Source organism: Pseudomonas sp. LPB4.O, assembly GCF_038383825.1.
Taxonomy (GTDB): domain Bacteria; phylum Pseudomonadota; class Gammaproteobacteria; order Pseudomonadales; family Pseudomonadaceae; genus Aquipseudomonas; species Aquipseudomonas putida.
Genome location: NZ_CP151298.1, coordinates 230367 through 256274, shown reverse-complemented (window position 1 = coordinate 256274; position 25908 = coordinate 230367). Strand labels below are relative to the sequence as shown.

At 63.8% G+C, this 25908-nt stretch carries 19 protein-coding genes; 11 read left to right on the top strand and 8 right to left on the bottom strand.

Annotated features, from left to right (window positions below; genetic code table 11):
• Positions 1 to 23 precede the first annotated feature (23 nt).
• The 6 genes from MRBLPB4O_RS01050 to MRBLPB4O_RS01025 all read left to right on the top strand — a co-directional run bounded on the left by MRBLPB4O_RS01050 (position 24) and on the right by MRBLPB4O_RS01025 (position 6531).
• Entirely contained in the window at positions 24 to 1265 is a 1242-nt protein-coding gene (locus tag MRBLPB4O_RS01050; RefSeq protein WP_341797301.1) for an SfnB family sulfur acquisition oxidoreductase, read from the top strand.
• A gap of 155 nt (positions 1266 to 1420) precedes the next feature.
• Positions 1421 to 2602 (top strand): SfnB family sulfur acquisition oxidoreductase, encoded by a 1182-nt coding sequence (locus MRBLPB4O_RS01045; RefSeq protein WP_341797300.1) that lies wholly within the window; start codon positions 1421 to 1423, stop codon positions 2600 to 2602.
• Positions 2602 to 3993: an LLM class flavin-dependent oxidoreductase gene (locus MRBLPB4O_RS01040; protein WP_341797299.1), complete on the top strand. Its 1392-nt coding sequence runs from the start codon at positions 2602 to 2604 to the stop codon at positions 3991 to 3993. Before MRBLPB4O_RS01045 ends, MRBLPB4O_RS01040 begins: the two co-directional genes overlap by 1 nt.
• Positions 3986 to 4786 (top strand): MetQ/NlpA family ABC transporter substrate-binding protein, encoded by an 801-nt coding sequence (locus MRBLPB4O_RS01035; RefSeq protein ID WP_341797298.1) that lies wholly within the window; start codon positions 3986 to 3988, stop codon positions 4784 to 4786. The genes MRBLPB4O_RS01040 and MRBLPB4O_RS01035 overlap by 8 nt, the downstream gene beginning before the upstream one ends.
• Before the next feature lies 1 nt (position 4787).
• Positions 4788 to 5897 (top strand): ATP-binding cassette domain-containing protein, encoded by a 1110-nt coding sequence (locus MRBLPB4O_RS01030; RefSeq protein ID WP_341797297.1) that lies wholly within the window; start codon positions 4788 to 4790, stop codon positions 5895 to 5897.
• Positions 5887 to 6531 (top strand): methionine ABC transporter permease, encoded by a 645-nt coding sequence (locus MRBLPB4O_RS01025; protein WP_341797296.1) that lies wholly within the window; start codon positions 5887 to 5889, stop codon positions 6529 to 6531. Before MRBLPB4O_RS01030 ends, MRBLPB4O_RS01025 begins: the two co-directional genes overlap by 11 nt.
• Positions 6532 to 6559: 28 nt before the next feature.
• Here the strand turns inward: MRBLPB4O_RS01025 and dibA are convergent, their stop codons facing one another.
• Complete coding sequence (dibA, locus tag MRBLPB4O_RS01020) at positions 6560 to 8455, bottom strand: phosphodiesterase DibA (RefSeq protein WP_341797295.1); 1896 nt, start codon at positions 8453 to 8455, stop codon at positions 6560 to 6562.
• A gap of 184 nt (positions 8456 to 8639) precedes the next feature.
• Between dibA and desA the strand changes: the two genes are divergently transcribed.
• Entirely contained in the window at positions 8640 to 9824 is a 1185-nt protein-coding gene (desA, locus tag MRBLPB4O_RS01015; protein WP_341797294.1) for a delta-9 fatty acid desaturase DesA, read from the top strand.
• A gap of 99 nt (positions 9825 to 9923) precedes the next feature.
• Entirely contained in the window at positions 9924 to 10952 is a 1029-nt protein-coding gene (locus MRBLPB4O_RS01010) for a sensor domain-containing diguanylate cyclase (protein ID WP_258654621.1), read from the top strand.
• Positions 10953 to 11004: 52 nt separating this feature from the next.
• On the opposite strand, the gene MRBLPB4O_RS01005 is transcribed toward MRBLPB4O_RS01010, so the two are convergent.
• The 5 genes from MRBLPB4O_RS01005 to MRBLPB4O_RS00985 all read right to left on the bottom strand — a co-directional run bounded on the left by MRBLPB4O_RS01005 (position 11005) and on the right by MRBLPB4O_RS00985 (position 19836).
• Positions 11005 to 12264, bottom strand: a complete 1260-nt coding sequence (locus MRBLPB4O_RS01005) for a response regulator (RefSeq protein ID WP_341797293.1) — start codon at positions 12262 to 12264, stop codon at positions 11005 to 11007.
• Positions 12265 to 12402: 138 nt separating this feature from the next.
• On the bottom strand, positions 12403 to 13680 hold the full coding sequence (gabT, locus tag MRBLPB4O_RS01000; protein ID WP_341797292.1) for a 4-aminobutyrate--2-oxoglutarate transaminase: 1278 nt from the start codon (positions 13678 to 13680) through the stop codon (positions 12403 to 12405).
• 182 nt (positions 13681 to 13862) lie between these two features.
• Positions 13863 to 15305, bottom strand: a complete 1443-nt coding sequence (gene gabD / locus MRBLPB4O_RS00995; protein WP_016484375.1) for an NADP-dependent succinate-semialdehyde dehydrogenase — start codon at positions 15303 to 15305, stop codon at positions 13863 to 13865.
• A 500-nt stretch (positions 15306 to 15805) separates the two neighbouring features.
• A complete protein-coding gene (locus tag MRBLPB4O_RS00990) occupies positions 15806 to 17482 on the bottom strand; it encodes an aryl-sulfate sulfotransferase (RefSeq protein ID WP_341797291.1) in 1677 nt (558 codons plus the stop codon).
• Positions 17483 to 17499: 17 nt separating this feature from the next.
• Positions 17500 to 19836, bottom strand: coding sequence for a TonB-dependent receptor (locus MRBLPB4O_RS00985; protein WP_341797290.1), 2337 nt, complete (start codon positions 19834 to 19836; stop codon positions 17500 to 17502).
• Between the two features lie 192 nt (positions 19837 to 20028).
• Here MRBLPB4O_RS00985 and MRBLPB4O_RS00980 point away from each other — a divergent pair, with 192 nt between their 5' ends.
• On the top strand, positions 20029 to 20943 hold the full coding sequence (locus tag MRBLPB4O_RS00980; protein WP_016484372.1) for a LysR family transcriptional regulator: 915 nt from the start codon (positions 20029 to 20031) through the stop codon (positions 20941 to 20943).
• A 131-nt stretch (positions 20944 to 21074) separates the two neighbouring features.
• Here MRBLPB4O_RS00980 and MRBLPB4O_RS00975 read toward each other — a convergent pair whose 3' ends face one another.
• Both MRBLPB4O_RS00975 and MRBLPB4O_RS00970 read right to left on the bottom strand, forming a co-directional pair.
• A complete protein-coding gene (locus MRBLPB4O_RS00975) occupies positions 21075 to 21980 on the bottom strand; it encodes a TauD/TfdA family dioxygenase (RefSeq protein ID WP_229610014.1) in 906 nt (301 codons plus the stop codon).
• 39 nt (positions 21981 to 22019) lie between these two features.
• On the bottom strand, positions 22020 to 23057 hold the full coding sequence (locus MRBLPB4O_RS00970) for an ABC transporter substrate-binding protein (protein ID WP_341797289.1): 1038 nt from the start codon (positions 23055 to 23057) through the stop codon (positions 22020 to 22022).
• A gap of 297 nt (positions 23058 to 23354) precedes the next feature.
• Between MRBLPB4O_RS00970 and MRBLPB4O_RS00965 the strand changes: the two genes are divergently transcribed.
• Both MRBLPB4O_RS00965 and MRBLPB4O_RS00960 read left to right on the top strand, forming a co-directional pair.
• On the top strand, positions 23355 to 24959 hold the full coding sequence (locus MRBLPB4O_RS00965; RefSeq protein ID WP_341797288.1) for an ABC transporter permease: 1605 nt from the start codon (positions 23355 to 23357) through the stop codon (positions 24957 to 24959).
• Complete coding sequence (locus MRBLPB4O_RS00960) at positions 24956 to 25819, top strand: ABC transporter ATP-binding protein (protein ID WP_341797287.1); 864 nt, start codon at positions 24956 to 24958, stop codon at positions 25817 to 25819. The genes MRBLPB4O_RS00965 and MRBLPB4O_RS00960 overlap by 4 nt, the downstream gene beginning before the upstream one ends.
• Positions 25820 to 25908: the final 89 nt, after the last annotated feature.

Sequence of the window (25908 nt, the reverse complement as noted above, 5' to 3'; positions counted from 1 at the left end):
AGTGCAGCCAAGGAGCGGTACTGATGTCCAGCCAGCCAAATACCCAATTCCATAGCGATCTCGACAGCTCGCCCCTGCTGCTGCCGGCCAAGGTACTGCGCAACGACGCCGAAGCCTTGCAAGCGGCCCGCGAGCTGGCCGAGGTTGCCCGCGAGCAAGCCGCCCGCCGCGACCAGCAACGCAAACTGCCGTGGGCGGAGATCGAGCTGTTCACCCGCAGCGGCCTGGGCAGCATCAGCGTACCCAAGGCCCACGGCGGCCCCGACGTGTCGTTCGAAACCGTAGCCGAAGTGTTCCGCCTGATCAGCGCCGCCGACCCGGCCTTGGGGCAGATCCCGCAGAACCAGTTCGGCATGCTGCAACTGATTCGCCTGACGGCCACCGAGGCGCAACAGGCGCTGATCTTCCGCAGCGTGCTCGACGGTTGGCGCATCGGCAACGCCGGCCCCGAACGCGGCACCAAGGACACGCTCACCCTCAAGGCCCGGATCACCCGCGCGGGCGATAGCTATCGCATCAGCGGCGAAAAGTTCTATTCCACCGGTGCGCTGTTCGCCCACTGGGTAGCAGTGAAGGCACTGGATGACGAAGGCCGCCAGCGCCTGGCGTTCGTGCGCCGTGGCAGCCCGGGGCTGCGCATCGTCGATGACTGGTCCGGGTTCGGCCAGCGCACCACCGCTAGCGGCACTGTGCTGCTGGACCAGGTGCCGGTCGACGCGGAACTGGTGATCGACAACTGGCGCCAGCGCGATATCCCCAACATCCAGGGCGCAGCCTCGCAGCTGATCCAGGCGGCGATCGACGCCGGCATTGCCGAAGCGGCAATCGATGATGCGATCACCTTCGTGCGTGAAAAGTCGCGCCCGTGGATTGAAGCCAACGTGGACCGCGCCAGCGACGACCCTTATGTGATCGCCGACATCGGCAGGCTGAAACTTGAGCTGCACGCCGCCGAAGCGCTGCTGCGCAGGGCCGCCCGGGTACTCGACGAGGTCAATGCTGCGCCCATCGACGCAGCCAGCGCGGCCCGGGCCTCGATTGCGGTAGCCGAGGCCAAGGTGCTGACCACCGAAATTGCCCTGCAGGCCAGCGAGAAGCTGTTCGAGCTGGCCGGCAGCCGCGCCACCCTTGCCGAGTTCAACCTCGACCGCCACTGGCGCAATGCCCGGGTGCACACCCTGCACGACCCCGTGCGCTGGAAGTACCACGCGGTGGGCGCGTACCACCTCAACGGCACCCTGCCTGCGCGGCATTCCTGGATCTGATTTTTTAGGCCTTGGGGGCTGCTTTGCAGCCCATCGCGGCACAAGGCCGCTCCTACACGGGATCGCGTACCGACATGGGATCGCGCATTCCTGTAGGAGCGGCCTTGTGCCGCGAAAGGGCCGCAACGCGGCCCCAATGGCCCCGGAGAAACAACATGACTACAAAAATCATCACCAGCGACACCGAAGCCCTGAATGTCGCCGAGGACATCGCCCAGCAACTGCGCCGCGACAGCGCCCTGCGCGACCGCGAGCGCCGCCTGCCCCACGCCGAACTGGAGCTGTTCACCCGCTCCGGCCTGTGGGCCATCAGCGTGCCCAAGGCCTTTGGCGGCGCCGGCGTGTCCAACGTCACCCTGGCCAAGGTCATCGCCCGTATCGCCCAGGCCGACGGCTCGCTGGGGCAGATCCCGCAAAACCATTTCTACGGCCTGGAAGTGCTGCGGGTAAACGGCAGCCCCGAACAGCAACAGCGCCTGTACGCCGAAGTACTCGCCGGCCGCCGCTTCGGCAATGCTTTGGCCGAGCTGGGCACCAAGACCGCCAACGAGCGCACCACCCGCCTGAGCCGAGACGGCGAGGGCTTTCGCATCAACGGCCGCAAGTTCTACTCCACCGGCGCCATCTACGCCCAGCGCATTCCTACCTCGGTCGTCGACGACCAAGGCGTACAGCAGCTGGCCTTCGTCCCGGCCGACAGCCAGGGCCTGCAGGTGATCGACGACTGGAGCGGCTTCGGCCAACGCACCACCGGCAGCGGTTCGGTGGTGTTCGACAACGTGTATGTCAGCGCCGCCGACGTGGTGCCGTTCCAGAGCGCTTTCGAGCGCCCCACCCCGGTTGGGCCGCTGGCGCAAATCCTCCATGCCGCCATCGACACCGGCATCGCCCGCGCCGCCTATGAAGACGCCCTGCACTTCGTGCGCACACGCAGCCGCCCGTGGGTCGACTCCGGCCTGGACAAGGCCACGGATGATCCGCTGACGCTGAAGAGCTTCGGTCACCTGGCGATCCGCCTGCATGCCGCCGAAGCCCTGCTGGAGCGCGCCGGCGAATACCTCGACCGCGCCCGTGACGACAGCACCGCCGACAACGTGGCCGCCGCCTCCATCGCCGTGGCCGAAGCGCGGGCCATCAGCACCGAGATTTCCCTCGCCGCCGGCACCGCCCTGTTCGAACTGGGCGGCAGCCAGGCAACGCTTGCCGAGCACAACCTCGACCGCCACTGGCGCAACGCCCGCGTGCACACCCTGCACGACCCGGTGCGCTGGAAGTATCACGCGATTGGCAACTACTACCTCAACGATGCCAACCCACCGCGCCGGGGGACCATCTGATGACCAGGCAGATTCTGCTCAACGCCTTCAACATGAACTGCATCGGGCACATCAACCACGGCCTGTGGACCCACCCACGGGATACCTCGACCCAGTACAAGTCCCTGGAATACTGGACCAACCTGGCGCGCCTGCTGGAGCGCGGCCTGTTCGACGGGCTGTTCATTGCCGACATCGTCGGCACCTACGACATCTACGGCCAGTCGCTGGACGTCACCCTTAAGGAGTCGATCCAGCTACCGGTCAACGACCCGCTGCTGCTGGTTTCGGCCATGGCTGCGGTCACCCGCCACCTAGGGTTCGGCCTTACCGCCAACCTCACCTACGAGGCGCCGTACCTGTTCGCGCGGCGCCTTTCCACCCTCGACCACCTGAGCAATGGCCGGGTGGGCTGGAACATCGTCACCGGCTACCTCGACAGCGCCGCCCGCGCCATGGGCCTTGAGCAGCAACCCGAGCACGACCGCCGCTACGACCAGGCCGACGAATACCTGCAAGTGCTTTACAAGCTGCTGGAAGGCAGCTGGGCCGACGACGCCGTGGTCGCAGACCGCGAGCAGCGTGTGTACGCCCAGCCCGACAAGGTGCGCAAGGTCAGCCACCACGGCGAGTTCTACGACGTCGAGGGCTATCACCTGAGCGAACCCTCGCCGCAACGCACCCCGGTACTGTTCCAGGCCGGCAGCTCGCAGCGTGGCCTGACCTTCGCCGGCAACCATGCCGAATGCGTGTTCATCAGCGGCCAGGACAAGGCCACCACCCGCGCCCAGGTCGACAAGGTACGCGCTGCCGCCCAGGCCGCCGGGCGCGACCCGCAAGCGGTCAAAGTGTTCATGGGCATCACGGTGATCGTCGCCGCCACCGAGCAAGCGGCCCAGGCCAAGCATGCCGAGTACCTGGGCCATGCAAGCCCCGAGGCCGGCGTCGCGCACTTCGCCGCATCCACCGGCATCGACTTTGCGGCCTACGAGCTGGACGAGCCGATTGGCTTCAGCCAGGGCAATGCCATCCAGTCCGCCACGCGCCAGTTGCAGGACAACGCCTGGACCCGCCGTCGGCTGCTTGAACAGCACGCCCTGGGTGGCCGCTACGTAACCCTGGTCGGCTCACCGGAACAGGTGGCCGAACAGTTGATCGCCTGGATCGACGAAACCGGGCTGGACGGTTTCAACCTGACCCGCACCGTCACCCCGGAAAGCTTCGAGGACTTCATCGACCTGGTCATCCCGCAGTTGCAACAGCGTGGCCGCTACAAGACCGCCTACGCCGAAGGCACCCTGCGCGAGAAGTTGTTCCAGGCCGACCACCCGCACCTGCCCGCCGATCACCCGGGCTCGACCTACCGCTTTACCCCAACCCCTGCCCCGACTGGAGCCCTGCACCATGCTTGAGAGACTGTTCCGGCCCGTCGCGGCCATTGCCCTCACCCTGGGCCTTTCTGCCAGCGCCCTGGCTGCCGAACCGCTGAAGATCGGCACCACCTCGGCCTTTGCCATTCCGCTGGAAGCCGCAGTGGAAGAAGCGCACAAGCAAGGCCTGGAAGTGAAGCTGATCGAATTCAGCGACTGGATTGCGCCCAATGTCAGCCTCAACAGCGGCGACATCGACGTGAACTACTTCCAGCACATCCCGTTCCTGGAAAACGCCAAGGCTGCTGCGGGCTTCAACCTGGTGCCTTACGCCTCGGGCATCATCAACAACGTTGGCCTGTACTCGAAAAATTACAAAAGCTTCGCCGAGCTGCCTGAGGGCGCCAGCGTCGCCATCGCCAACGACCCGATCAACAGCGGCCGTGGCCTGCAACTGCTGGCCAAGGCCGGGCTGATCACCCTGAAGCCCGGCGTTGGCTACAAGGCCACCGAAGACGACATCGTCGCCAACCCGAAAAAGCTGAGAATCCTTCAGGTCGAGGCGGTTCAGCTGGTACGCGCCTACGACGACGCCGACCTGGTGCAGGGCTACCCCGCCTACATCCGCCTGGCCAACACCTTCGATGCCACCTCGGCATTGCTGTTCGACGGCCTGGAAAACAAGGAATACGTGATCCAGTTCGTCATCCGCCCGCAAAGCAAGGACGACCCACGGCTGGCCAGGTTCGTCGACATCTACCAGCATTCGCCGGTGGTGCGCGCAGCATTGGACAAAGCCCACGGCAAGCTCTACCAAGCCGGCTGGGAAGGCTGACATGGGCCAGGCCAGCGCGCTCAGGGCGCCTACACCACAACCATTGCCGCCAACGGTCAAGGAACAGGCCCTGCGCCCGGAAGTCAATGAAGCCCATGTGCGCTTCATCGGCCTGGGCAAGACCTACCCTGGCCAGACGCAACCGGCCTTGCAAGGCATCGACCTGAACATCCGCCATGGCGAGATCTTCGGCATCATCGGCCGCAGCGGTGCCGGCAAGTCTTCCCTGCTGCGCACCATCAACCGCCTGGAGCAACCCAGCCAGGGCCGGGTACTGATCGACCAGGTGGACATCGCGCCCTTCGACGAGGACCACCTGGTGGCGCTGCGCCGGCGCATCGGCATGATCTTCCAGCACTTCAACCTGATGTCGGCCAAGACCGTGTGGCAGAACGTCGAGCTGCCGTTGAAAGTGGCCGGCGTGGCCAAGGCCGAGCGCCAACGCAAGGTGCGCGAGCTGCTGGAGCTGGTCGGCTTGCAGGAAAAACACCACGTGTACCCGGCGCAACTGTCCGGCGGGCAGAAACAGCGCGTGGGCATTGCCCGGGCGCTGGTGCACGACCCCGAGATTTTGCTATGCGACGAGGCCACCTCGGCGCTGGACCCGGAAACCACCGCTTCGATCCTTGAGTTGCTGCGCGACATCAACCAGCGCCTGGGCCTGACCATCGTGCTGATCACCCACGAAATGGCGGTGATCCGCGATATCTGCCACCGGGTGGTCGTGCTGGAGCGCGGCGAAGTGGTCGAGCAGGGCGAAGTCTGGCGGGTGTTCGGCGCACCACGCCATGAGGTCACCCGCACCCTGCTTGCACCGTTGCAGGCCAGGTTGCCTGCCGCGCTGCAAGCCAGCTTGCGGGCGAGCCCGGTTAGCCGCGACAGCGCTTTGGTACTGAAACTGACCTTGCTCGGCGAACCCGAGCTGTCTGCCCTGTTCAACGACCTGGGCGGCCGCGTGCGCCTGCTGCAGGGCGGCGTGGAAACCATTGGCGAGCATGCCTTGGGGCAACTGATCCTGTCGGTGCAACACTCGCCGCACGATACCCATCAACTGCTGGAACGTGCCCGCCGCTGGGCCGAGGACGTGGAGGTACTGGGCCATGTGGTTTGATCGCCTGCTGGAAGGCTTGCTCGATACCTTGCTGATGGTCGGCGTGTCGTCGCTGATCGCCCTGCTGGTGGGGGTGCCGATGGCGGTGCTGCTGGTCACCAGCGACAAGGGCGGAATCTTCGAGGCACCGTTGCTGAACCGGGTGCTGGGCGCCTTCGTCAACCTGTTCCGTTCGATCCCGTTCCTGATCCTGATGGTCGCGCTGATCCCCTTCACCCGCCTGGTGGTAGGTACCACCTACGGCGTGTGGGCGGCGGTGGTGCCGCTGACCATTGCCGCCACGCCGTTTTTTGCGCGGATTGCCGAGGTCAGCCTGCGCGAGGTCGACCAGGGTTTGGTGGAAGCTGCACAGGCCATGGGCTGCCGGCGCTGGCACATCGTCTGGCACGTGCTGTTGCCCGAGGCGCTGCCGGGCATCGTCGGGGGTTTCACCATTACCCTGGTGACCCTGATCAACTCCTCGGCCATGGCCGGGGCGATCGGTGCCGGGGGCTTGGGCGACATTGCCTATCGGTATGGGTACCAGCGTTTCGACAGCCAGATCATGCTGACCGTGATTGCCATGCTGGTGGCATTGGTGGCGTTGATCCAGCTGGGCGGTGATCGCCTGGCGAAGGGCTTGAACAAACGATAGCCAGGGGGCCGCAAGCGGCCCCTGGGTCTCAATCCCAGCGCAGATCCGCAGCCGGCACCGGCCGACCAAACCAGTACCCCTGCCCCAGCTGGCACTGCTCCAGCAGCAGGAAGCTGGCCTGCTCCGCCTGCTCGATGCCCTCGGCATGCACCTGCATGCCCATGCTGCGTGCCAGGGCAATGATTACCCGCACGATCGCGATGTCATCCTCATCCAGAGGCAACCCGGCCACGAAGCCCTGATCGATCTTCAGCTTCTGCACCGGCAAACGCTTGAGCCGCAGCAACGACGAATACCCGGTGCCAAAGTCGTCGATGGCCAGGGTCACCCCCAGCTCGCGTAGCCGATGCAGTTGCTCCAGCGCCACCTCCGGGTCTTCCATCACCGCGCTTTCGGTCACTTCCAATTCCAGCAGGGCCGGAGCCAGGCCAGTCTCGTGCAGCACCTCGGCCACCTGCCCGTACAGTTCATGCTGGCCAAACAGGCGGCTGGAGATGTTCACTGCCACAAACGCCAGCTGCCGGCCTTCGGCCTGCCACTGCACCATTTGCCGACAGGCCTGGCGCAGCACCCAGGTGTCGATTTCGGCAATCAGCCCGGTGCGCTCGGCAATCGGGATGAACTCGCCCGGCGGCACCAGGCCGCGCTGGGGGTGCTGCCAGCGTACCAGTGTCTCGACCCCTACCTGTCGGCCTGTTGCCAGATCATGTACCGGCTGGAAGTAGGCCCGCAGCTCATCCTGCTCCAGTGCCCGACGCAGCTCACCGGCGGTCTCGACCCGGTGCTGGGCGTGAGCGGTCAGCTCTTCGGTGTACAGCGCATAGCAGGCACGCCCGTTGCTTTTGGCCTTGTACAACGCCGCATCGGCATTACGCAGCAACTGCTCGGCGCTCAAGGCGTCGCTGGGGAACAGGCTGATACCGACGCTGGCACTTATGAACAGGCGATTTTCCTCGAACACGAACGGCTCGCGCATGCGTTCGATAATGCACTGCGCCAGCTTGCCCGCCTGGCCGACCTGCTGGCAGTTCTCGGCCAGCACACCGAACTCGTCGCCACCCAGGCGTGCCAGGGTCACGCCATTGCCCAGCACCTCGCCCAGGCGCTCGCCCACCAGCTTCAGCAACTGGTCACCGATGGTGTGGCCCAGGCCGTCGTTGATACTCTGGAAATGGTCCAGGTCCAACAGCAGCAGGGCACAACCGCGCTTGTTGGCCTGGGCGGCCGCCAGGGCCTGCTCGACCCGGTCGCTGAACAGCAGGCGGTTGGGCAGGCCGGTCAGCGGGTCGTGGTGCGCCAGGTAGGCCAGCTCCTGTTCCGAATGCTTGATCGCACTGATGTCACTGAACACCGCTACGTAATGGCTCAGCTCACCGTCGTCATCGCGGATGGCGCAGATGGTCTGCCATTGCGGGTAGATTTCGCCGCTTTTGCGCCGGTTCCAGATTTCGCCGCTCCATTCGCCCTGCTCGGCCAGGGTGGCAAAGATCTGCTGGTAGAACGCCTGGCCGTGGCGGCCCGATTTGAACTTGCTCGGGCGCTGGCCGATCACCTCGTCCTGCTGGTAGCCGGTGATGCGCATGAAGGCACGGTTTACATGCACGATCAGGCCTTGGCGGTCGGTAACCAGTACGCCTTCGAGGGTACTGTCGAACACCGCAGCGGCCATTCGCAGCCGCTCGCGGTCCTCGTAGCGCAGGCGCGCACCGACACCGATGAAGTTCAGCAGCCGCACGCGCGACACATAAATCAGCACGGCACTGAACAACACCCACAGCACCACGTTGATCTGCCGCCCCACGGTCAGTGCCAGGGGATCGTCAGTCATGCCGTGCAGCATCACCTCGGCGAGCGCCAGCCAGAGGATCGAGAGCACCACATACAGCGCAGCCATGCGCAAGGCGTCGCGAACGGAAACAGACATGTCGGGTGGGATTGACCATCAGAAAGGAAGGGCGATTATAAAGGTTCTGGTGCTCTATGGGGGCGGGCACGCCCGCTCCCACATCGATCGCGTGAAACATCGCGTGGTCAGCTTTGACTGGTTTTATTTCCCTGCCAAGGGATAATCAGCCCTTCCCCCCCGCATTTCGAGGGTATTTACACCTATGTGGTACAACGGCCTGCTCGACTTGTCGGCCTGGCAACTGGTCGGCATCACGCTGCTGATGACCCACGTGACCATTGTCAGCGTCACCGTCTACCTGCATCGCTATTCCGCGCACCGGGCCTTGGAGCTCAATGGCGCGCTCAAGCATTTCTTCCGCTTCTGGCTGTGGCTGACCACGGCGCAGAACACCCGCGAATGGACCGCCGTCCACCGCAAGCACCACGCCAAGTGCGAAACCCCGGACGACCCGCACAGCCCGGTGTTCAAGGGCCTGGGCACGGTGCTGCGCAAGGGCGCCGAGCTGTACCGTGAAGAGGCGCGCAACCCCGAAACCCTGCGCATCTACGGCAAGAACTGCCCGGATGACTGGATCGAGCGCAACCTCTACTCGCGCTACAAGCTGGGTGGCATCGCGCTGATGGCGGTGATCGACCTGCTGCTGTTCGGCACCGCCGGCATTACCATCTGGGCAGTACAGATGATGTGGATCCCGTTCTGGGCCGCCGGCGTGGTCAACGGCCTGGGCCACGCGCTCGGCTATCGCAACTTCGAATGCCGCGACGCTGCCACCAACCTGGTGCCATGGGGCATCGTCATCGGTGGCGAAGAGCTGCACAACAACCACCACACCTACCCCAACTCGGCCAAACTGTCGGTCAAGCGCTGGGAGTTTGACATGGGCTGGGCGTGGATCCGCCTGTTCTGCCTGTTGCGCCTGGCCAAGGTGCAGCGCGTGGCGCCGATTGCCCACCGTGTGGCGGGCAAGGCCAGCCTGGACATGGACACTGCCATGGCCATCCTCAACAACCGCTTCCAGATCATGGCCCAGTACCGCAAGCTGGTGATCGGCCCGCTGGTCAAGCAGGAGCTGGCCCGGGTGGACGCCTCGGTGCGCCACCATTTCCGCCGCGCCAAGCGCCTGCTGTCGCGCGAAACCAGCTTGCTGGAAGACCGCCACCATGTGCGTATCGAGTCGATGCTTGCCCATAGCCAGGCGCTGAAGACCATTTACGAAAAACGCTTGGCCCTGCAGCAGATCTGGGCGCGCACCAGCGCCAACGGCCACGACATGCTGGCTGCCATGAAGGACTGGATACACGAGGCCGAAACCAGCGGCATCCACGCCCTGCGCGACTTCGCGGCGCAGCTCAAGACCTACTCCCTGCGCCCCTCCGGCGCCTGACCGCCGTTGATCGGCACGCCCCATTGCGGTGCGTGCCTTTCGGAACTTAGCCACCTCGACTTGACTCAAATTTGGCACATCGCCCGCGTGGCGGGCCAGATGCTGGCCGCACGCTTTTACGTCGAGACCCGCTTCGTGCACATGGCCAAGAACATTCCAACGACATTGCCCGGCACCCCACCTCCCGAAGCCGCCCAGACTTTACTGGCGCTACTCCACGCCCAAGGCGAGGTAGCCCGCCTGAGCGAGCGCGACCAGTTGTTCAGCTCGTTGCTGGACAGCGTTAACGCGGTGCTGTGGGCCTTCGACTGGGAAACCCGTCAGGTGCTGTACGTAAGCCCCGCCTACGAGCGCATCTTTGGCCGCCCGGCCAGCCTGGTGCTGGCCGACTACAACGAATGGCGCGACAGCATCTACCCTGACGACCTCGAGTTCGCCGAACGCAGCCTGGCACAGGTGCTGCTCAAGGGCTCGGTGGAAGACCGCGAGTACCGCATACTGAATGCCGACGGGCAACTGCGCTGGCTAAGCGACAAGTGCTACATCAACCAGCAACACGAGGGCGACCGAGTAATCATTGTCGGTATCGCCGAAGACATCACCGAGAAAAAGCAGCTTGAAGGCGAATTGCAGCGCCTGGCCACCACTGATGTGCTGACCCAGAGCAGCAACCGCAGGCACTTCTTCGAATGCGCCCAGCAGGCCTTTGACAGCGCCCGCGAAGACGGCACGCCGCTGGCCTTTCTGCTGCTGGACATCGACGACTTCAAACGCATCAACGACAGCTATGGCCACCAGGAAGGGGACCAGGTGCTGCAACACATTGCCGACAGCGGCAAGGCCGTACTACGCCGTGGCGACCTGTTCGGGCGCATTGGCGGCGAGGAGTTTGCGGCGGTGTTCCCGGGTTGCAACACGCAGGTGGCAGAGCAGATTGCCGAACGCTTGCAGCGGCAGATTCAGCGTTTGAGCTTCAACCATGGCGAGCAGACATACGGGGTGACAGTGAGCCAGGGGCTGACCGGACTGACCGAAGAAGATGTGGCCCTGGACAGCCTGTATGCCCGGGCCGATGCGGCGATGTACCAGGCCAAGCGGCAGGGCAAGAACCAGATCGTCCGTGGCTGACCCATCCCCCGCTGGAAAGGTATAACTGGGGCTGCAAAGCAGCCCCAAAAACTCAGCTGGGCGCTTCAGCCTCCGCCACAGGAGGCTCTTCCTGGGGCTTCACCTCCGGGTTATCCACCTTGCGCAGCCGGTTCAGCTCCGGCAGGCCAAGCTTGAGCAAGCGCGCGGTCTTGCCGCTGGCCACTTTCTCCAGCCCCTGCTCGGCCGGCAGCCGCGACAACTGCCCGGCCAGGTTCATCGCCAGGATCTCCCGCGAATACACGCCGCCGCCCAACTGGTAGATCGCCGCGATCAACTCGCGCAATGCCAGCGGCAAGCGCCAGCGCGTGCGTAGCGCCGAACCGAACGCCGCACCAAACTCATCCAGCGATTGCTGCACGTTGCGTTCGTCCAGCTCGCCCCCGGCCAACCGCCACTCTTGCAGGCAACGCAACACCGCCAGGTCGCCCAGGCAATGCAGCAACCCCGCGCAATAGCAGCGCCCTTCGTCCAGCTCGAGCATGCGTGCCAAGGTACGGCCATATTCGGCCGTATGCAGGGAAAGGTCCCAGTAGCCGGCCGCGTGCTGCGCCAGCAACGGGTCGCTGAGCCGTGCGCTGCGCTTGAGGGCCATGCCAAGAATCAGGTTCATGCTCTGGGTACTGCCAAGCTTGTTCAGGGCCTGCAGCAACGTTTGCACCGGTGCTTCCCGGTGCAGCGCGGCGCTGTTGGCGGCCGCGATCAACACGGCGGTAACCTGAGGGTCGCTACGCACTTCCTCTTCGAGCACCTTCAGGTTCAGGCCCTGAGGGTTGAGCGCTTGCTTGATCGCGACCTGCACATCGGCCAACAGCGGCCCGCCATCGGCGGTAGCACGGCGCTGCTCAAGGTAGGCGAACAAGCTGGCACCTGCCTGCAAGGCTGGCACCGGGCAGGCGATTTCTTCGCCAACGGCCAGCAGCAGCTCTTCCAGGCGCTTGCGCAGGTTGTCCAGATTCAGTGGTTTACTCAGGTAGGCGGTAGGGTGCAGGGGCAATACCTCGTGCACACTGGCGCTGTCGCTGCGGTTGCTCATGAGGATGAACGGCAACCCCGGCCCTTTGGCGCGCACCTTGCGCAACAGGTCCAGGCCATCGACACCGGCCAGCTCGCGGGCGGCGATAATCAGGTCTGGCTTGCTGGACAGGGCGCTGAGTGCCTGCGCCCCATCGACGCATACCTGCAGGCGGGCATCGCAGCGCACGCTTAGCAGCATCTCGCTGAGCATGTCACGCACCCAAGGGTCGCCTTCGACAATCAGTACGCTGGGTGGGGTGGGGTCTACAGCGCTCATCGCCAACTACTCCTGAATAGCCTGACACACATTCCGTCGCAGCTTCCAAAGCAAATCCTCCGCTAACCATAGCGCCCCATGGCTTTTCTGGGCACAAAAAAAACCCGCCGAAGCGGGCTTTTTCAGAAGCGCATCACATCAAGCGAGTTCAGCGAAGCACTCTTCGATGATGGCCAGGCCTTTGTCCAGCAGTGCGTCTTCGGCAGTCAGCGGTACCAGGATACGCAGAACGTTGCCGTAGGTGCCGCAGGACAGCAGGATCAGACCCTTGTCGCGTGCCTTGGCAACAACCTGGCCAACAGCAGCAGCGTTCGGGGTGTGAGTGCCTTTCTCGAAGACTTCAACAGCAATCATCGAGCCCAGACCACGGACGTCGCCGATGATCGGGTACTTCTTCTGGATTTCGCGCAGGCCGGTGGTCAGACGCTCACCTACAGCCTTGCTGCGGTCCAGCAGTTTTTCTTCTTCGAACACTTCGATCACAGCCAGGGCCGCAGCGCAAGCGATCGGCGAACCGGCGTAGGTGCCGCCCAGGCCGCCCGGCGCGATGGCGTCCATGTACTCGGCCTTGCCGCACACACCGGCCAGCGGGAAGCCGCCAGCAATGGATTTGGCGAAGGTGGTCAGGTCAGGCGCAACGCCCATCTGTTCCATGGCGAAGAAGGTACCGGTACGGCCAGCGCCAGTCTGTACTTCGTCGGCGATCAGCAGGATGCCGTGCTGGTCGCACAGGGCGCGCAGGCGCTTCATCAGCTCTTTCGGCGCTGGCAGGAAGCCGCCTTCGCCTTGTACCGGCTCGAGGATGATCGCGGCGATATCGCGCGGCTCGGCGTCGTTCTTGAAGATGCGCTCGACCGAGGCGATGGCGTCGTCAACGCTTACACCGTGCAGTTCGCTCGGGAACAGGGCGCGGAAGATGCCACCTGGCATCAGACCCATGCCAGCGGAGTACGGCACGACCTTGCCGGTCAGGCCCAGGGTCATCATGGTACGGCCGTGGTAGCCGCCGGTGAAAGCGATGACGCCAGCACGGCCAGTGGCGGCACGGGCGATCTTGACGGCGTTTTCAACAGCTTCGGAGCCGGTGGTGACCAGCAGGGTCTTCTTGTCGAAGTCGCCTGGTACCAGCTTGTTGATCTTTTCGCACAGCTCTACGTAGGGTTCGTAGGCCAGCACCTGGAAGCAAGTGTGGCTGACTTTGGTCAGCTGCTCTTGCACGGCTGCAACCACTTTCGGGTGCAGGTGGCCGGTGTTCAGTACTGCGATGCCGCCGGCGAAGTCGATCAGTTCGCGGCCTTCAACGTCGATCACGGTCGAGTTCTTCGCGGTGTCGACGAAGATCGGGTGGATCTGGCCAACGCCACGTGGGACGGCAGCTACACGACGTTGCATCAAGGATTCGTTGGTCTTGCTCATAATGCCCTCATTGCGCCGACAGGAATGGCGCTTTTATTCGGGGGTGGCTGGGAGTGCTCGCGCACAGTATTCGTTGATCGACTGCCGTAAACGCCCTGGCCACCAGGTACTGCGATGTAAAAAAGGCCAGCGAGACGTCGCTCTCGCGCCCCGCTGGCAGAGGTAAAGCCTTTACCGTGCTATCAGACGCTGATGCACAGGTATTTGATTTCGAGGTAGTCCTCGATACCGTATTTGGAACCTTCGCGGCCCAGGCCCGAAGCCTTGATGCCACCGAACGGTGCTACTTCGTTGGAGATCAGGCCGGTGTTGATACCCACCATGCCGTATTCCAGGGCTTCGGCAACACGGAACACACGGCTCATGTCGCGGGCGTAGAAGTACGAAGCCAGGCCGAACTCGGTGTCGTTGGACATGGCGATGACTTCGGCTTCGTCTTTGAAGCGGAACAGAGGCGCCAGTGGGCCGAAGGTCTCTTCCTTGGCGACAGCTGCGGTTTTCGGCACGTCGACCAGGATGGTCGGCTCGAAGAAGTTGCCTTCGATCAGCTTGCCACCGGACAGCACCTTGGCGCCTTTGGAGACGGCGTCTTCGATGTGTTCCTGAACCTTGGCGACAGCTTTGCCGTCGATCAGCGGACCAGTGGTGGTGCCGTCTTCCAGGCCGTTACCGATCTTCAGCTTGGCAACTGCAGCGGCCAGCTTCTGGGCGAACGCGTCATAGACGCCGTCCTGCACGTAGATACGGTTGGCGCAGACGCAGGTCTGGCCGTTGTTGCGGTACTTGGAGATGATCGCGCCCTCGACAGCCTTGTCCAGGTCGGCGTCGTCGAACACGATGAACGGGGCGTTGCCACCCAGCTCCAGGGAAACCTTCTTGATGTCCTTGGCGCATTCTTGCATCAGCTGGCGACCGATTTCGGTCGAGCCGGTGAAGGACAGCTTGCGTACCAGGGAGTTGCCGGTCAGTTCGCCGCCAACTTCGCCAGCGCTGCCGGTAACGACGCTCAGCACGCCAGCCGGGATACCGGCACGGTGTGCCAGCTCGACCAGCGCCAGGGCGGAGTAAGGGGTTTGCGATGCAGGCTTGAGCACCATGGTGCAGCCAGCGGCCAGGGCCGGGCCGGCTTTACGGGTGATCATGGCAGCCGGGAAGTTCCACGGGGTAATGGCCGCAGTAACGCCGATTGGCTGCTTGATGACGATCAGGCGCTTGTCTGGCTGGTGGCCCGGAATGGTGTCACCGTAGACGCGCTTGGCTTCTTCGGCGAACCACTCGATGAACGAAGCGGCATAGGCGATTTCGCCCTTGGCTTCGGCCAGTGGCTTGCCCTGCTCGGTGGTCATCAGGCGAGCCAGGTCGTCCTGGTTCTCGATCATCAGTTCGAACCAGCGACGCAGCTTGGCCGAACGCTCTTTGGCGGTCAGTGCACGCCAGGCCGGCAGGGCCTTGTCGGCAGCTTCGATGGCACGGCGGGTTTCCGCAGTACCCATCTTCGGCACGGTGCCGATGACTTCACCGGTGGCCGGGTTGGTCACCTTGATGGTCTGGCCATTGTCCGCATCCAGCCACTCACCGTTGATGTAGGCTTGCTGGCGGAACAACTGAGCGTCTTTGAGCTGCATGTCGGCTTCCCGAATTGTTGATTGTTGAAAAGCGCCCAAGGCAGGGCATCGAGCGTTTGAAATCTCAAACGAATGCTAAGCGGCTGCTGGGGTGTTGGACAATAGGCTGTTCGAAAAAAAGAACGAATGGTTGAACAGTCCATCTGAAATCGCCCGAAAAACGGCCCCTGCAGGGTAGACGATCAAGCAGAAAGAAATGTGAAAGGGGGAGTGGTTGCCGTGAGATCTTCAGCGCCTATGAAAACGAGCGCCGCCCGCGCGGCGCTTCGCAGCACAAGGCTGCTCCTACATTTGTTTCGGGCCAATTATTCCTGAGGTCAAGGCGCGCGGCCCTTTGGTGCTCACCTCAATATCGTGTCGAACAAACAAGGCGGTCGCGCGCGTTGGTGCAGGCGTCACTGGCCCGAAACAAATGTAGGAGCAGCCTTGTGCTGCGAAGCGCCGCGCGGGCGGCGCTCGATGTACGCATCAACACAAAATTTACGTCAGGCCTACCAAGCTCAAAATGCCTTGGCCAGGTCGATCACCAGTGCCCGGTAGCCAACACTGCCCGGCTGCCGGCTGTGCACCTTCAACTCCACCAGCACCTCCTGGGTCCCGCGCCGCACCTCGTTGAGGACGGTGGTGGTCAGTTTCTCGGGGGTGAGGAAGTTCACCGAAGCCGAGTAGATGAACTGGGTGTCGGTCTCCGGCCGGTAGGCCACCACCGAGGTCACCGGGCTGTACCACTCGTCGCCGCGCTCCTTGCCGTACTCCCACACCTGCTCGACCGTGCCCTTGGCTTCGTCGATGCGGTACTCCACCGCCCGGCTGTAGTTGCCGGCAAGCTTGGTCGGCGCAAAGTCGCGCCCCCAGCCGTTGTCGAACACGGTCAGCGTGCCTTTGCCAGTCAGCCAGGCAGTGTGCTGGGTCCACGACCAGTCGAAGTTTTCGCTCGCAACCGGTGTCAGCACTTTGTCGCGCAGGCGCTCAGGCCAGCCTTGGGGCGAGGCAAGAATCCACTTCACCTGCTTGTCGCGACCAATCTTCACCACGCCCTGATGCCGTGCTGAAACGATGATGCTGTCGTCATCAGCGTCGTAATCGATGGCATTGACGTGTGCCCAGTTGCGCCCGGTACCCACCCCCGGGGTGTCGCCAAACGGCAGGTTACCCTCGGCCAGTTCGTTGGCCAGGCGGTCGTCCTGCTTCTGCACCCCTTCCGGCAACTGGATAGCGGCCTTGCCGAGGGTTTCCAGCAAATCGCCGCGGTACGGGTCGAGGATCTGGTTGAGGTCCCAGAAGTCCAGTACATCCCCGGCTTCGCTGACCTCGATGATGTGGTCGCGAATCGAACGCACACGCTTGCCGTCCGGGCGGCGGTAGTCGCTGGTGCCCACCCGCAGCAGGTAGGTGCCGTTGGCGGTTTCGCGGATTTCGTGGGAGAAGTCGGCGAATTTGTCGGGCAGGCTGCGCTGCCATATGCGCCGGCCCAGCAGGTCGTACTTGGAGTAGGTCTGGCCCTGGCCCCAGATCAGCTTGCCGTCGCGGGTCTGCTGGAAGCCCATGGTGCCGCCCAGGCCGTCGCGGCGGTTGGAGTCGTGGATCTGCTCGATATCCAGGTACCAGCGCACATCGCCATTGCTGTCGGCAATCCAGTTGTTGCCCACCTGGTCCCATTCCGCTGCGCCACCCAGGGCATTCCACTTGAAGGCGCGGCCGCCCGGGATGTCACCCTGCAGGTGGTTGAACAGGTACAGGCGCCTTTCAAAGCCAGGCGTCACCTTGACCGGCTGCACTTCCGGCAACGCGGCGGTCTGCCTGGCCACCACCGGCAGGCGCACGGCCGGGGCGTAGACCTGGTACTGCTCGCGAATGCGCTCGCCGTCGAGCTTGTAGGTCACCTCGACCTGGTTGACGTAGTCCGGGTACAGCCCGAATACCGGGATGCCGCCGTAGGTCCACAACGAACGATCAGACACGTCATAGACAATGTCCACACCGCGCTCGCCACGCCCCAGCACACGCACATGCGCGTCACTCAGGCTGCGCCCACCGTCGCGGATGATCGCGGTCAGCGGCGCCAGGCGGTACGGGTTCACAACCACATCGCCGAGCAGCGCCTCGTCACGCTCGGGGACCTTGGCGGTCAGGCAGGCGCCTTCAGGCAGTGCAGGGGTTTGGGTCTTGGCATTCATGGCAAAGCTCCTTGTGCTCAGAAATCGTAACGGGCGGTGGCGCCGAAGGTGCGCGGGGTGCCGAGCACGCCGGCATAACCACCGTTGGCGGAGTTCCACAGGCTGGTGAAGTAGGTTTTGTCGCCGGCGTTTTTCACCCATAGCGACAGGTCGACCACGCCGTCGCCCTGGTCCAGGCGCACACCAGCGGAAAGGTTGACCAGCGCGTAGCTGGGGATCTGGCCGAAATCGGAATCGTCGATGGTGCCCACGGCCTTCGAGCGGAAGGCGTAGCTGGCAGTGACGTAGGGCTCGACATGGTCGGTGGCTTGCCACTTGTACTGGGTGTTGAGGTTGGCGATGTACTTGGAGGCGCCGACCACCTGGTGGCCAGACAGGTCGCAGGTGGCGGTGGCATTGGCCAGGCTCACCTCAGGCGGGCATGGGGCATCCTTGTACTCGGTGTAGCGCACGTCGTTCCACGAGCCGTTGAAGTTGACCGTAAGGCCACGGACCGGCAGCGCCGTGGCTTCGAACTCCAGGCCGCGCGAGCGCACGCTGCCGGCGTTGGCCAGGTACTGCACGCGGTTGATCTGGTCGTAGACGTTGGCCTGGTAACCATGCACCTCGGCCCAGAACAGGTTGCTGTTGAGTTGCAGGCGACCGTCGAACAGGGTGCTTTTCAAGCCCAGTTCGGCGTTGTTGACCCGCTCGGTACCCACCAGCAGCGAATCGGTCCCCAGCCGTGGTGCGGCGCCGACGGTTAGGTTGACGCCACCAGACTTCTCACCGTGAGTCAGGGTGGCGTAGCCCAGCAGCTGTTCGTTGAAGCGGTAGCTCAGGCCCAGCAGGCCGGAAGGGCTGAAGCTGTACTGGTTGAGATCGCCCGAATCGTAGGCCCCTATCCGCGCCTGGCGCGCGGTGGCAGCAGCCCCGGTTACAGCGGTGCCACCGTCAGGTGCATCGCGGGTCACCCAGGCGCTCTTTTCTTCATAGGTACCGCGCACGCCGGCGGTGAAATCCAGGCGGTCGGTGACATGCCAGGTGCCCTGGGCGAAAAGCGCATAGCTGTCGGTATCAATGTGCCCGTCACCAATGGTGTTGACGTTGTTCAGCGCACCGGCCGGGGTGAGGTTCCAGACATCCGCCTGCGGCCCGTAGTAAGTGAAGGACTTGTTGTCCAGGTCCTGCTTGAAGTAGTAGGCACCCAGCACGTAGTCGAAGGCGCCACCGGTAGGCGAAGCCAGGCGGATTTCCTGCGAGTACTGCTTGTCGCGTACCGATACCCCGGCGCTGTAGAACACCGGCACGTCCAGGCCATCGTCGTTGCGCGGGGTAAAGTCCCACCAGCGGTAGGCAGTGATCGAGGTCAGGGTGAAGTCGTTAGGCAAGGTCCAGTTGGCTTCCACCGAGGTGCCGCCCTGGAACACCGTCACCTGCTGGTCGGCGTCGAAATTGACCTTGCGGTCCTTGCCCGACACCAGCGTCGCCCCCGCCTGGGCGGCCAGGCTTTCGTAGCGGTTGACGCCATTGATGGTGGGGCCGGTGCTGTACAGGCTGAGGATGCCGTTATTGGAGTCTTCTTCGTTGTATTCGCCAATCCAGCGCAGGTTGAAGGTGTCGCTGGGCTTGAACAGCAGCTGGGTGCGAAAGCCCTGGCGCTTGCCGCCGTTGAGGTCGTCACCGTTGTGGATGTTCTTCACATAGCCGTCGTCTTCGGTGCGGTAAGCACTAATGCGTCCGGCCAAGGTCTCGCTGATCGGCCCCGAAAAGCTGCCCTGGGTTTGCAGATAGCCGTCTTCGCCAATCGACTGCTGGATGCTGCCTTCGCGGTGGAAGGTGGGCTTGCGCGTGTTGATGTTGAGCACGCCGGCCGTGGTGTTCTTGCCGAACAGCGTGCCCTGAGGGCCGCGCAACACTTCCAGCTGCTCCACATCCAGCAGGTCGAAAACCGCCATGCCCGGGCGGCCGAGGTAGACGTTGTCCAGGTAGATGCCGACGCTGCCTTCCAGGCCATCGCTGGCCGGGTTGTTGCCCAAGCCACGGATCGAGATGCTCGACTGGCGTGCATGCACGTAGGCGACGTTGGTGCTGGGCACCAGCTGTTGCAAATCCTGCACGCGGTAGATGCGCTGGGTTTCCAGGGTTTCGCTGTCGAGCACGCTGATGGGCGTGGGCACGCTTTGCGCGGTTTCTTCACGGCGGCGGGCATTGACGGTGACGGTGCCGAGCTTGGCTTCCTGCTCTACCGCCGGGGTGGCGCTGACCGGCTCTTCGGCGAAGCTGCCAGAGGACGCCGCCAGCAACACGCCGGCGGCCAAGGGTTGCAAGGTGAAACGCGACGCGCGCGCAGGCCAACTGGAAAGTCCGGACATGCAAATGCTCCTTGAGGCGTGGGCCCTGGCGAGCATTTCCGTTGGCGGAACCGAATCGCGGTCAGTCGGGCTTATATTCTTTTAAGTAATATAAATATTTGTAATTCATATTTAGTGGAATAAGTAACACCCTTTATAAGGGGACTCACCCTTGTCAGCAATTGCATTTGACCGAAGGTTTTAATGTAAAAAATGCATATCGATCTGCGTCAGTTGCGTCACTACATCGCCCTTGTCGAGCACCGCAGTTTCGTGGCCGCTGCGGCGGCCGTGAACCTGTCGCAATCGGCCTTCAGCCGCAGCATCCAGACCCTGGAGCACAACATCGGCTGCCGGCTGGTGGACCGCGCGAGCAAAGAGCTGGCGCCGACCCGCCAGGGCTTGCTGGTGCTGGAGCATTCGCGGCGGCTGGTGCACGGGGCGCACAATCTGGTCAACGAAATCCACCAGTTCAATGGCGCCACCACCGGGGTGGTACGCTTTGGCTCAGGCCCTGCGCCAGCCGGTGGCCTGGTGCCGCGCGCGGTGGCGCGCTTCGTGGCCGAGTACCCGGCGGCGCGCACCTGCTTCCAGGTGGACAACTGGCAGGCGCTGAACCGCAAGCTGGTGGCCGAAGAGATCGAGTTCTTTGTCGCCGACACCCGCCAGTTCGAGTCCGACCCGGACTACCAGGTGCACAAGCTGACGCCCCAGCGCTGGCACTTCTGCTGCCGCGCCGGGCACCCGCTGACCGAGCAGGAGGCCGTGCAGGCGCGAGACCTGTTCGACTACCCGATGGCTACCACCTTCCGCCCGCCGAACATCCGCAAGATCCTCAGCGACCTCAGCGGGCGGCAGGACTTCCTGCCAGCGGTAGAGTGCGAGCACGGGTATGCGCTACTGAATGTGGTGATGCACTCGGACACCATCGGCATTGCCTGCAATGCCAACTTGCGGCCGTATCAACGCGAGGGCGGTTTGGTGCAGTTGAAGCTGGCAGACCTGACGCCCGAGCAGGAAGAGGCGTGCCATACCCGCTATGGGGTGGTGAGCCGGGTGGGGTATGGCTTGTCGCCGTTGGCGCAGGGGCTGGTCAGGCAGTTGATTGCCTGTGATACCGAAATGTGAAGGCTTGCGCAGCCAGATGTAGGAGCAGCCTTGTGCTGCGAAGAGGCCGGAGCTGACACCATCAATCTGCGGTGCCTGCACCGGCTTCTTCGCAGCACAAGGCTGCTCCTACACAGGGTTCTCTGCTGGGCTCAGCCCTTGCGGGTAGTCCGGCTCAGTTGCCCATCCACCCCGACCGGCACCTCGCCCGCCAATGTCACACGCCGCACCACACGCGGCTGGGTGCCGTAATCATCCACCGCATAATGCTGCGTCGCGCGGTTATCCCAGATCGCCACGTCTCCCGCCTGCCAGCGCCAGCGCACGGTGTTTTCCAGGCGCGTCACATGCCCTTGCAGCACAGCGAACAGGTGCTGCGAATCCGCCAGCGAATACCCCTTGATGCGCTTCACGAAATGCCCCAGTTGCAGCGCCCGCTCACCACTGATCGGGTGCACACGCACTACCGGGTGCTCGGTCTCGTAAACGGTCGATGTGAACACCTTGCGATAGCGCTCCAGCTTGGCCGGGTCGACATCCGGCTTGATGCTGGCGTAGTCGTATTCGTTGCTGTGCACCGCCCACAGCTTGTCGGCCAGCTCGCGCAGCGGCTCGGGCAGTTCCTGATAAGCCGCGGCGGTGTTGGCCCAGACGGTATCGCCACCCGAAGCCGGCGCTACCACGCTGCGCAGTATCGAAGCCTTGGGGTAGGCGTCGACGAAGGTCACGTCGGTGTGCCAGGAGTTGGCCCGCTGGCCTTCGGCGCCATCAAGTTGCAGCAGGTAGCTGGTGCCATCCACCACCGGTACGGTGGGGTGGGCGACCGGCTCGCCGAGCAGTTTGGCAAAGCCTTCCTGGCTCTGGTCATCCAGGTGGGTCTGGTCGCGGAAGAAGATCACCTTGTGCTGCACCAGTGCAGCCTGGATAGCCTCGATGGTGGCTGCATCGAGGTCGGCGGACAGTTGCACACCGCGGATTTCGGCGCCGATACGGCCGGCAACCGGGTGAATGTCGAGTTCGAGGGGTTGTGGCGCGGTGGCCAGGGCGGCATTGCTCATGGTCGTGGTCCTTGCGGTCATTGTCGGGTTTTTGAAGGTTTAGCGGGCGGCCTGCACGGCCTGTTCCTGTTTCAGCGCAGCATCGAGGAAGCGCGGTTCGATCCACTCGGCTACCTGGAAGCCGCGGCGGATCAGGCGTTCCTTGGCCGCCAGGTCTACGCCCTGCTGCAGTTGGCCGACGAAGCCAGCGTCCAGGCGTGGGTCGAAGTAGTGGGCGAGGTCTTCCTTGGCCAGGTCATCGCTGAGGATGCTGCGCGGCCAGTTGGCGTTGCTGGCCACCAGCTCGATGTAGGCCTGGCGGTTGTGTTCATCCCGCAGCCAGGTACTGGCCTGCTCCTGGGCGTTAACCAGGCGCTGGACCAGCTCGGGGTACTTGCGAATGAAATCGCCGGTGCCCAGCAGCACCGCCTGGGTGCTGCCGGCGCCTTCGAGATCCCGCGAGTTGACCGGCAGTTCGACCAGCCCGCGCTCACGTAGCGACAGCAGGTTGGACAGCCCCCAGGTGGCGTCAATCTGCTTGGCGGCCAGTGCGGCATTGGCGGCGTTGAAGTCCAGGTTGATGACTTTCAGCTCGCGCTCGGTCAGCCCTTGGCTTGCCAGAGCGCTGGCGAACGACAGCTGGTTGGCCGTGCCGCGGAACACCGCCACGCGCTTGCCCTTGAGGTCATGCAGGGTCTTGATGCCAGAGCCGGGCACCACGCCCAGGTAGCTTTTGACCCCACGCACGCCTGCCGACAGCACGCGGGTGTCCAGGCCGTTGGCCTTGCCGACGATCGCGGCCAGGTCGCCCAGGTAGGCGAAGTCGGCCTGGCCGTTGGCCAGCGCCTCGTTCACCACGGGGCCGGCGCCCTTGAAGAAGTGCCAGTCGATGCGGATACCGTCCTTGGCGAATGCCTTCTCCAGCAGTTGCTGGTCACGCAGCACATCGACCACGCCACCGGCGCTGGGCTTGCTGCCGGCGCTAAGGTCGGGCACGGCGATGCGAATGCTTTCTGGCTTGGCGGGTTCAGCCGCGTGGACACCGAGGCTGAAGGCCAGCCCAAGGGCGGTGATCAGGTGGCGCAATGGGGTTTTCATGGCAAGGCTCCTTGGCAGGCTGCCACCGGCGAAGGCCGGCGCTTTGGCCAGAAGCTAGGCAGGTCTGGTTAGAACCTACAAAGATCAAAACTTCATTTTTTAGTAACTGAAAGGCATAAACCAAGCGGCATGCGGGCCGGCGGGGAGCTTGCGGAAAACGCATGGAAAATATGAGGAAAACGCAACGGCGAGGGGCTTCCGTATGCAGGGAACGCATGCTCTTATCTCTTGAAATTCACATTACTGTTTTTTTAATTCCATAAGTGAATAACCTAACAACGCTTCGAGAGATGGCCGATGAATGGAGTTCTGAGCAGGAATCGGGGGGGGGCGCTACGCGACCCATTCGCGGCGCAAGGCCGCTCCTACAGGGGTCGCATCTTCTCTGGGGAGCGGGTGCTACCCTGGTTGCTGCCTGTGCTCATTGCCCTGCTGTGGATTGTTGCGAGCCGGCAGCACTGGATGAGCGAGCAGATCCTGCCGGCACCGGCGCTGGTGTGGCAGAGCGCGCTGGAGTTTGGCTCCGGGGAGCTGTGGGGGCACCTGTGGATAAGCCTGCAACGGTTGTTCTGGGGGCTGGCGGCGGGCATTGCCAGCGGCTTGCTGCTGGGTGTGTGCCTGGGGGCTTCGCGGCGGGCACAGACGCTGGTACTGCCGACTTTCGTGGCGCTGGCCCAGATCCCTACCCTGGCCTGGATTCCGTTGTTCATGCTGTTCTTCGGCATTGGCGAGGTGCTGAAGCTGGTGGTGCTGGTTAAGGCCGTGGTGGTCCCGGTCACCTTGCACACGTTGGTGGGTGTGCGCGATGCCCAGCCAAAACTGCGTGAGGCCGCTGCGGCGCTGCGCCTGCCCCGGCACCTGCTGTTCCTGCGCCTGTTACTGCCGGCTGCCCTGCCTGCCTTCCTCACCGGCGTGCGCCTGGCGCTGACCACCGGTTGGACCTCGCTGCTGGCGGTCGAATTGCTGGCCTCCAGCGAGGGGATCGGTTACCTGATGGTGTGGGGCCGGCAACTGTTCATGCTCGACCTGGTGATGCTGTGCATTCTGGTGATCGGCCTGGTCGGCGCCGTGCTGGAGCGCAGCTTCTCAGCCCTGGAAAAACGCCTGCTGTACTGGCCGCAACCAGCCACTGGCGAGCAGCAGCGCGGGCCTGTGCCCCGCGGCTGGCAAAGCCTGTTGCTGCCCCTGGGGCTGTTGGCGCTGTGGCAGGCCAGTAACAGCTTTGGCTGGGTTGACCCGAACATCCTCACCTCGCCACTTGAGGTACTGCGCACGCTGTTGGTCGGCCTGGCCGATGGGTCGTTGCCGCAGGCCTTGTTGCTGAGCCTGGAACGTACCCTGAGCGGCCTGCTGCTGGGCGGCGCCGCAGGCTTGCTGGCCGGATTGCTGCTGGGGCTTTCCAGTGCAGCCGAACGCGTCTTCGGGCCAAGCCTGTCGGCCTTGCGCCAAGTGGCACTGTTCGCCTGGGTGCCTTTGCTCACTGCGTGGTTCGGCCTGGGTGAAGGGGCCAAGCTTGTGTTCGTTGGCCTGGCCGCATTCTTCCCGCTGCTGATCGCTACCCAGCGCGGTATCGCCAGCCTCTCGCCGCAGCTGGGCGAGGCGGCCCGCAGCCTGCGCCTGAACCTGTGGCAACGCCTGCGCCTGCTGGTGCTGCCCGGCGCGGCCCCGGCGATTTTCGCCGGCCTGCGCCTGTCGCTGATCTACGCCTGGCTGGGCACCATCGGCGCCGAATACTTCATGCCGTCGGACGGCGGCATCGCCAGCCTGATGATCGGCGCCCAGCAACTGTTCCGCATGGACCAGGTGATGGCCGCCATGGTCCTGATCGGCCTGGTCGGCGCCCTGCTCGGCACCCTTGGACAACGCCTCGAATCGCGCGCCACGCGCTGGAGAACCGCATGAACGCATTCAACACTTCGCACCTGCAGGCGGCCAACCAGCCCGACACCACCCCGCCGCTGGTCAGCTTCGAGGGGGTCGGCAAGGTGTTCAGCGTGAACGGCCAGCCGCTGGAGGCTATCCGCAACTTCAACCTGTCGATTAACGAGGGCGAGTTCATTGCCATCGTCGGGGCTTCCGGTTGCGGCAAGTCCACCCTGCTACGCCTGTTGGTGGGGCTGGATACCGAATACAGCGGCAGCATCCGCGTCGATGGCCGCGCCGTCAGCGGCATTGGTGGCGAACGCGGCATCGTGTTCCAGGAGCACCGGCTGTTCCCGTGGTTGAACGTGGAACAGAACATTGCCCTGGGGCTGGTCAACGAGTCGCTCACCCAGGGTGAACGTGCCCGGCGGGTGCATGAATTCGTGCAACTGGTGGGGCTGGTCGGCTTCGAGTCGGCTTATCCGCACCAGCTGTCGGGCGGCATGGCGCAGCGCGTGGCCATTGCCCGTGGCCTTGTAGCCAGCCCGCGTATCCTGCTGCTAGACGAGCCGTTCGGCGCCCTGGATGCCCTGACCCGCCAGCAACTGCAGGACGAGCTGCTGGCCATTCGCGAACGGGCAGGTATCACAACCTTACTGGTGACCCATGATGCCGAGGAGGCGACGTACCTGGCTGATCGGGTTGTGGTGCTGGAGCCACGTCCGGGCAGGATCAAATCGGTGGTCGAGATAGACCTGCCGCACCCACGGTTGCGCACCGGTGTTGCACTGCATGGGCTGCGCGAGAAGGTGCTGCACCAGATCACGGGGGATGGCGGCTACCTGCCACCGCCGGTGCGACGGGTCGAAGGGCTGCGGCCGGAGCTGATTGCATTGTGAATGACCGGCGACAATTTCAATGCAGACACAAGCCCTGTAGGAGCAGCCTTGTGCTGCGAAGAGGCCATCGCAGCTGAAAATAATCTTTA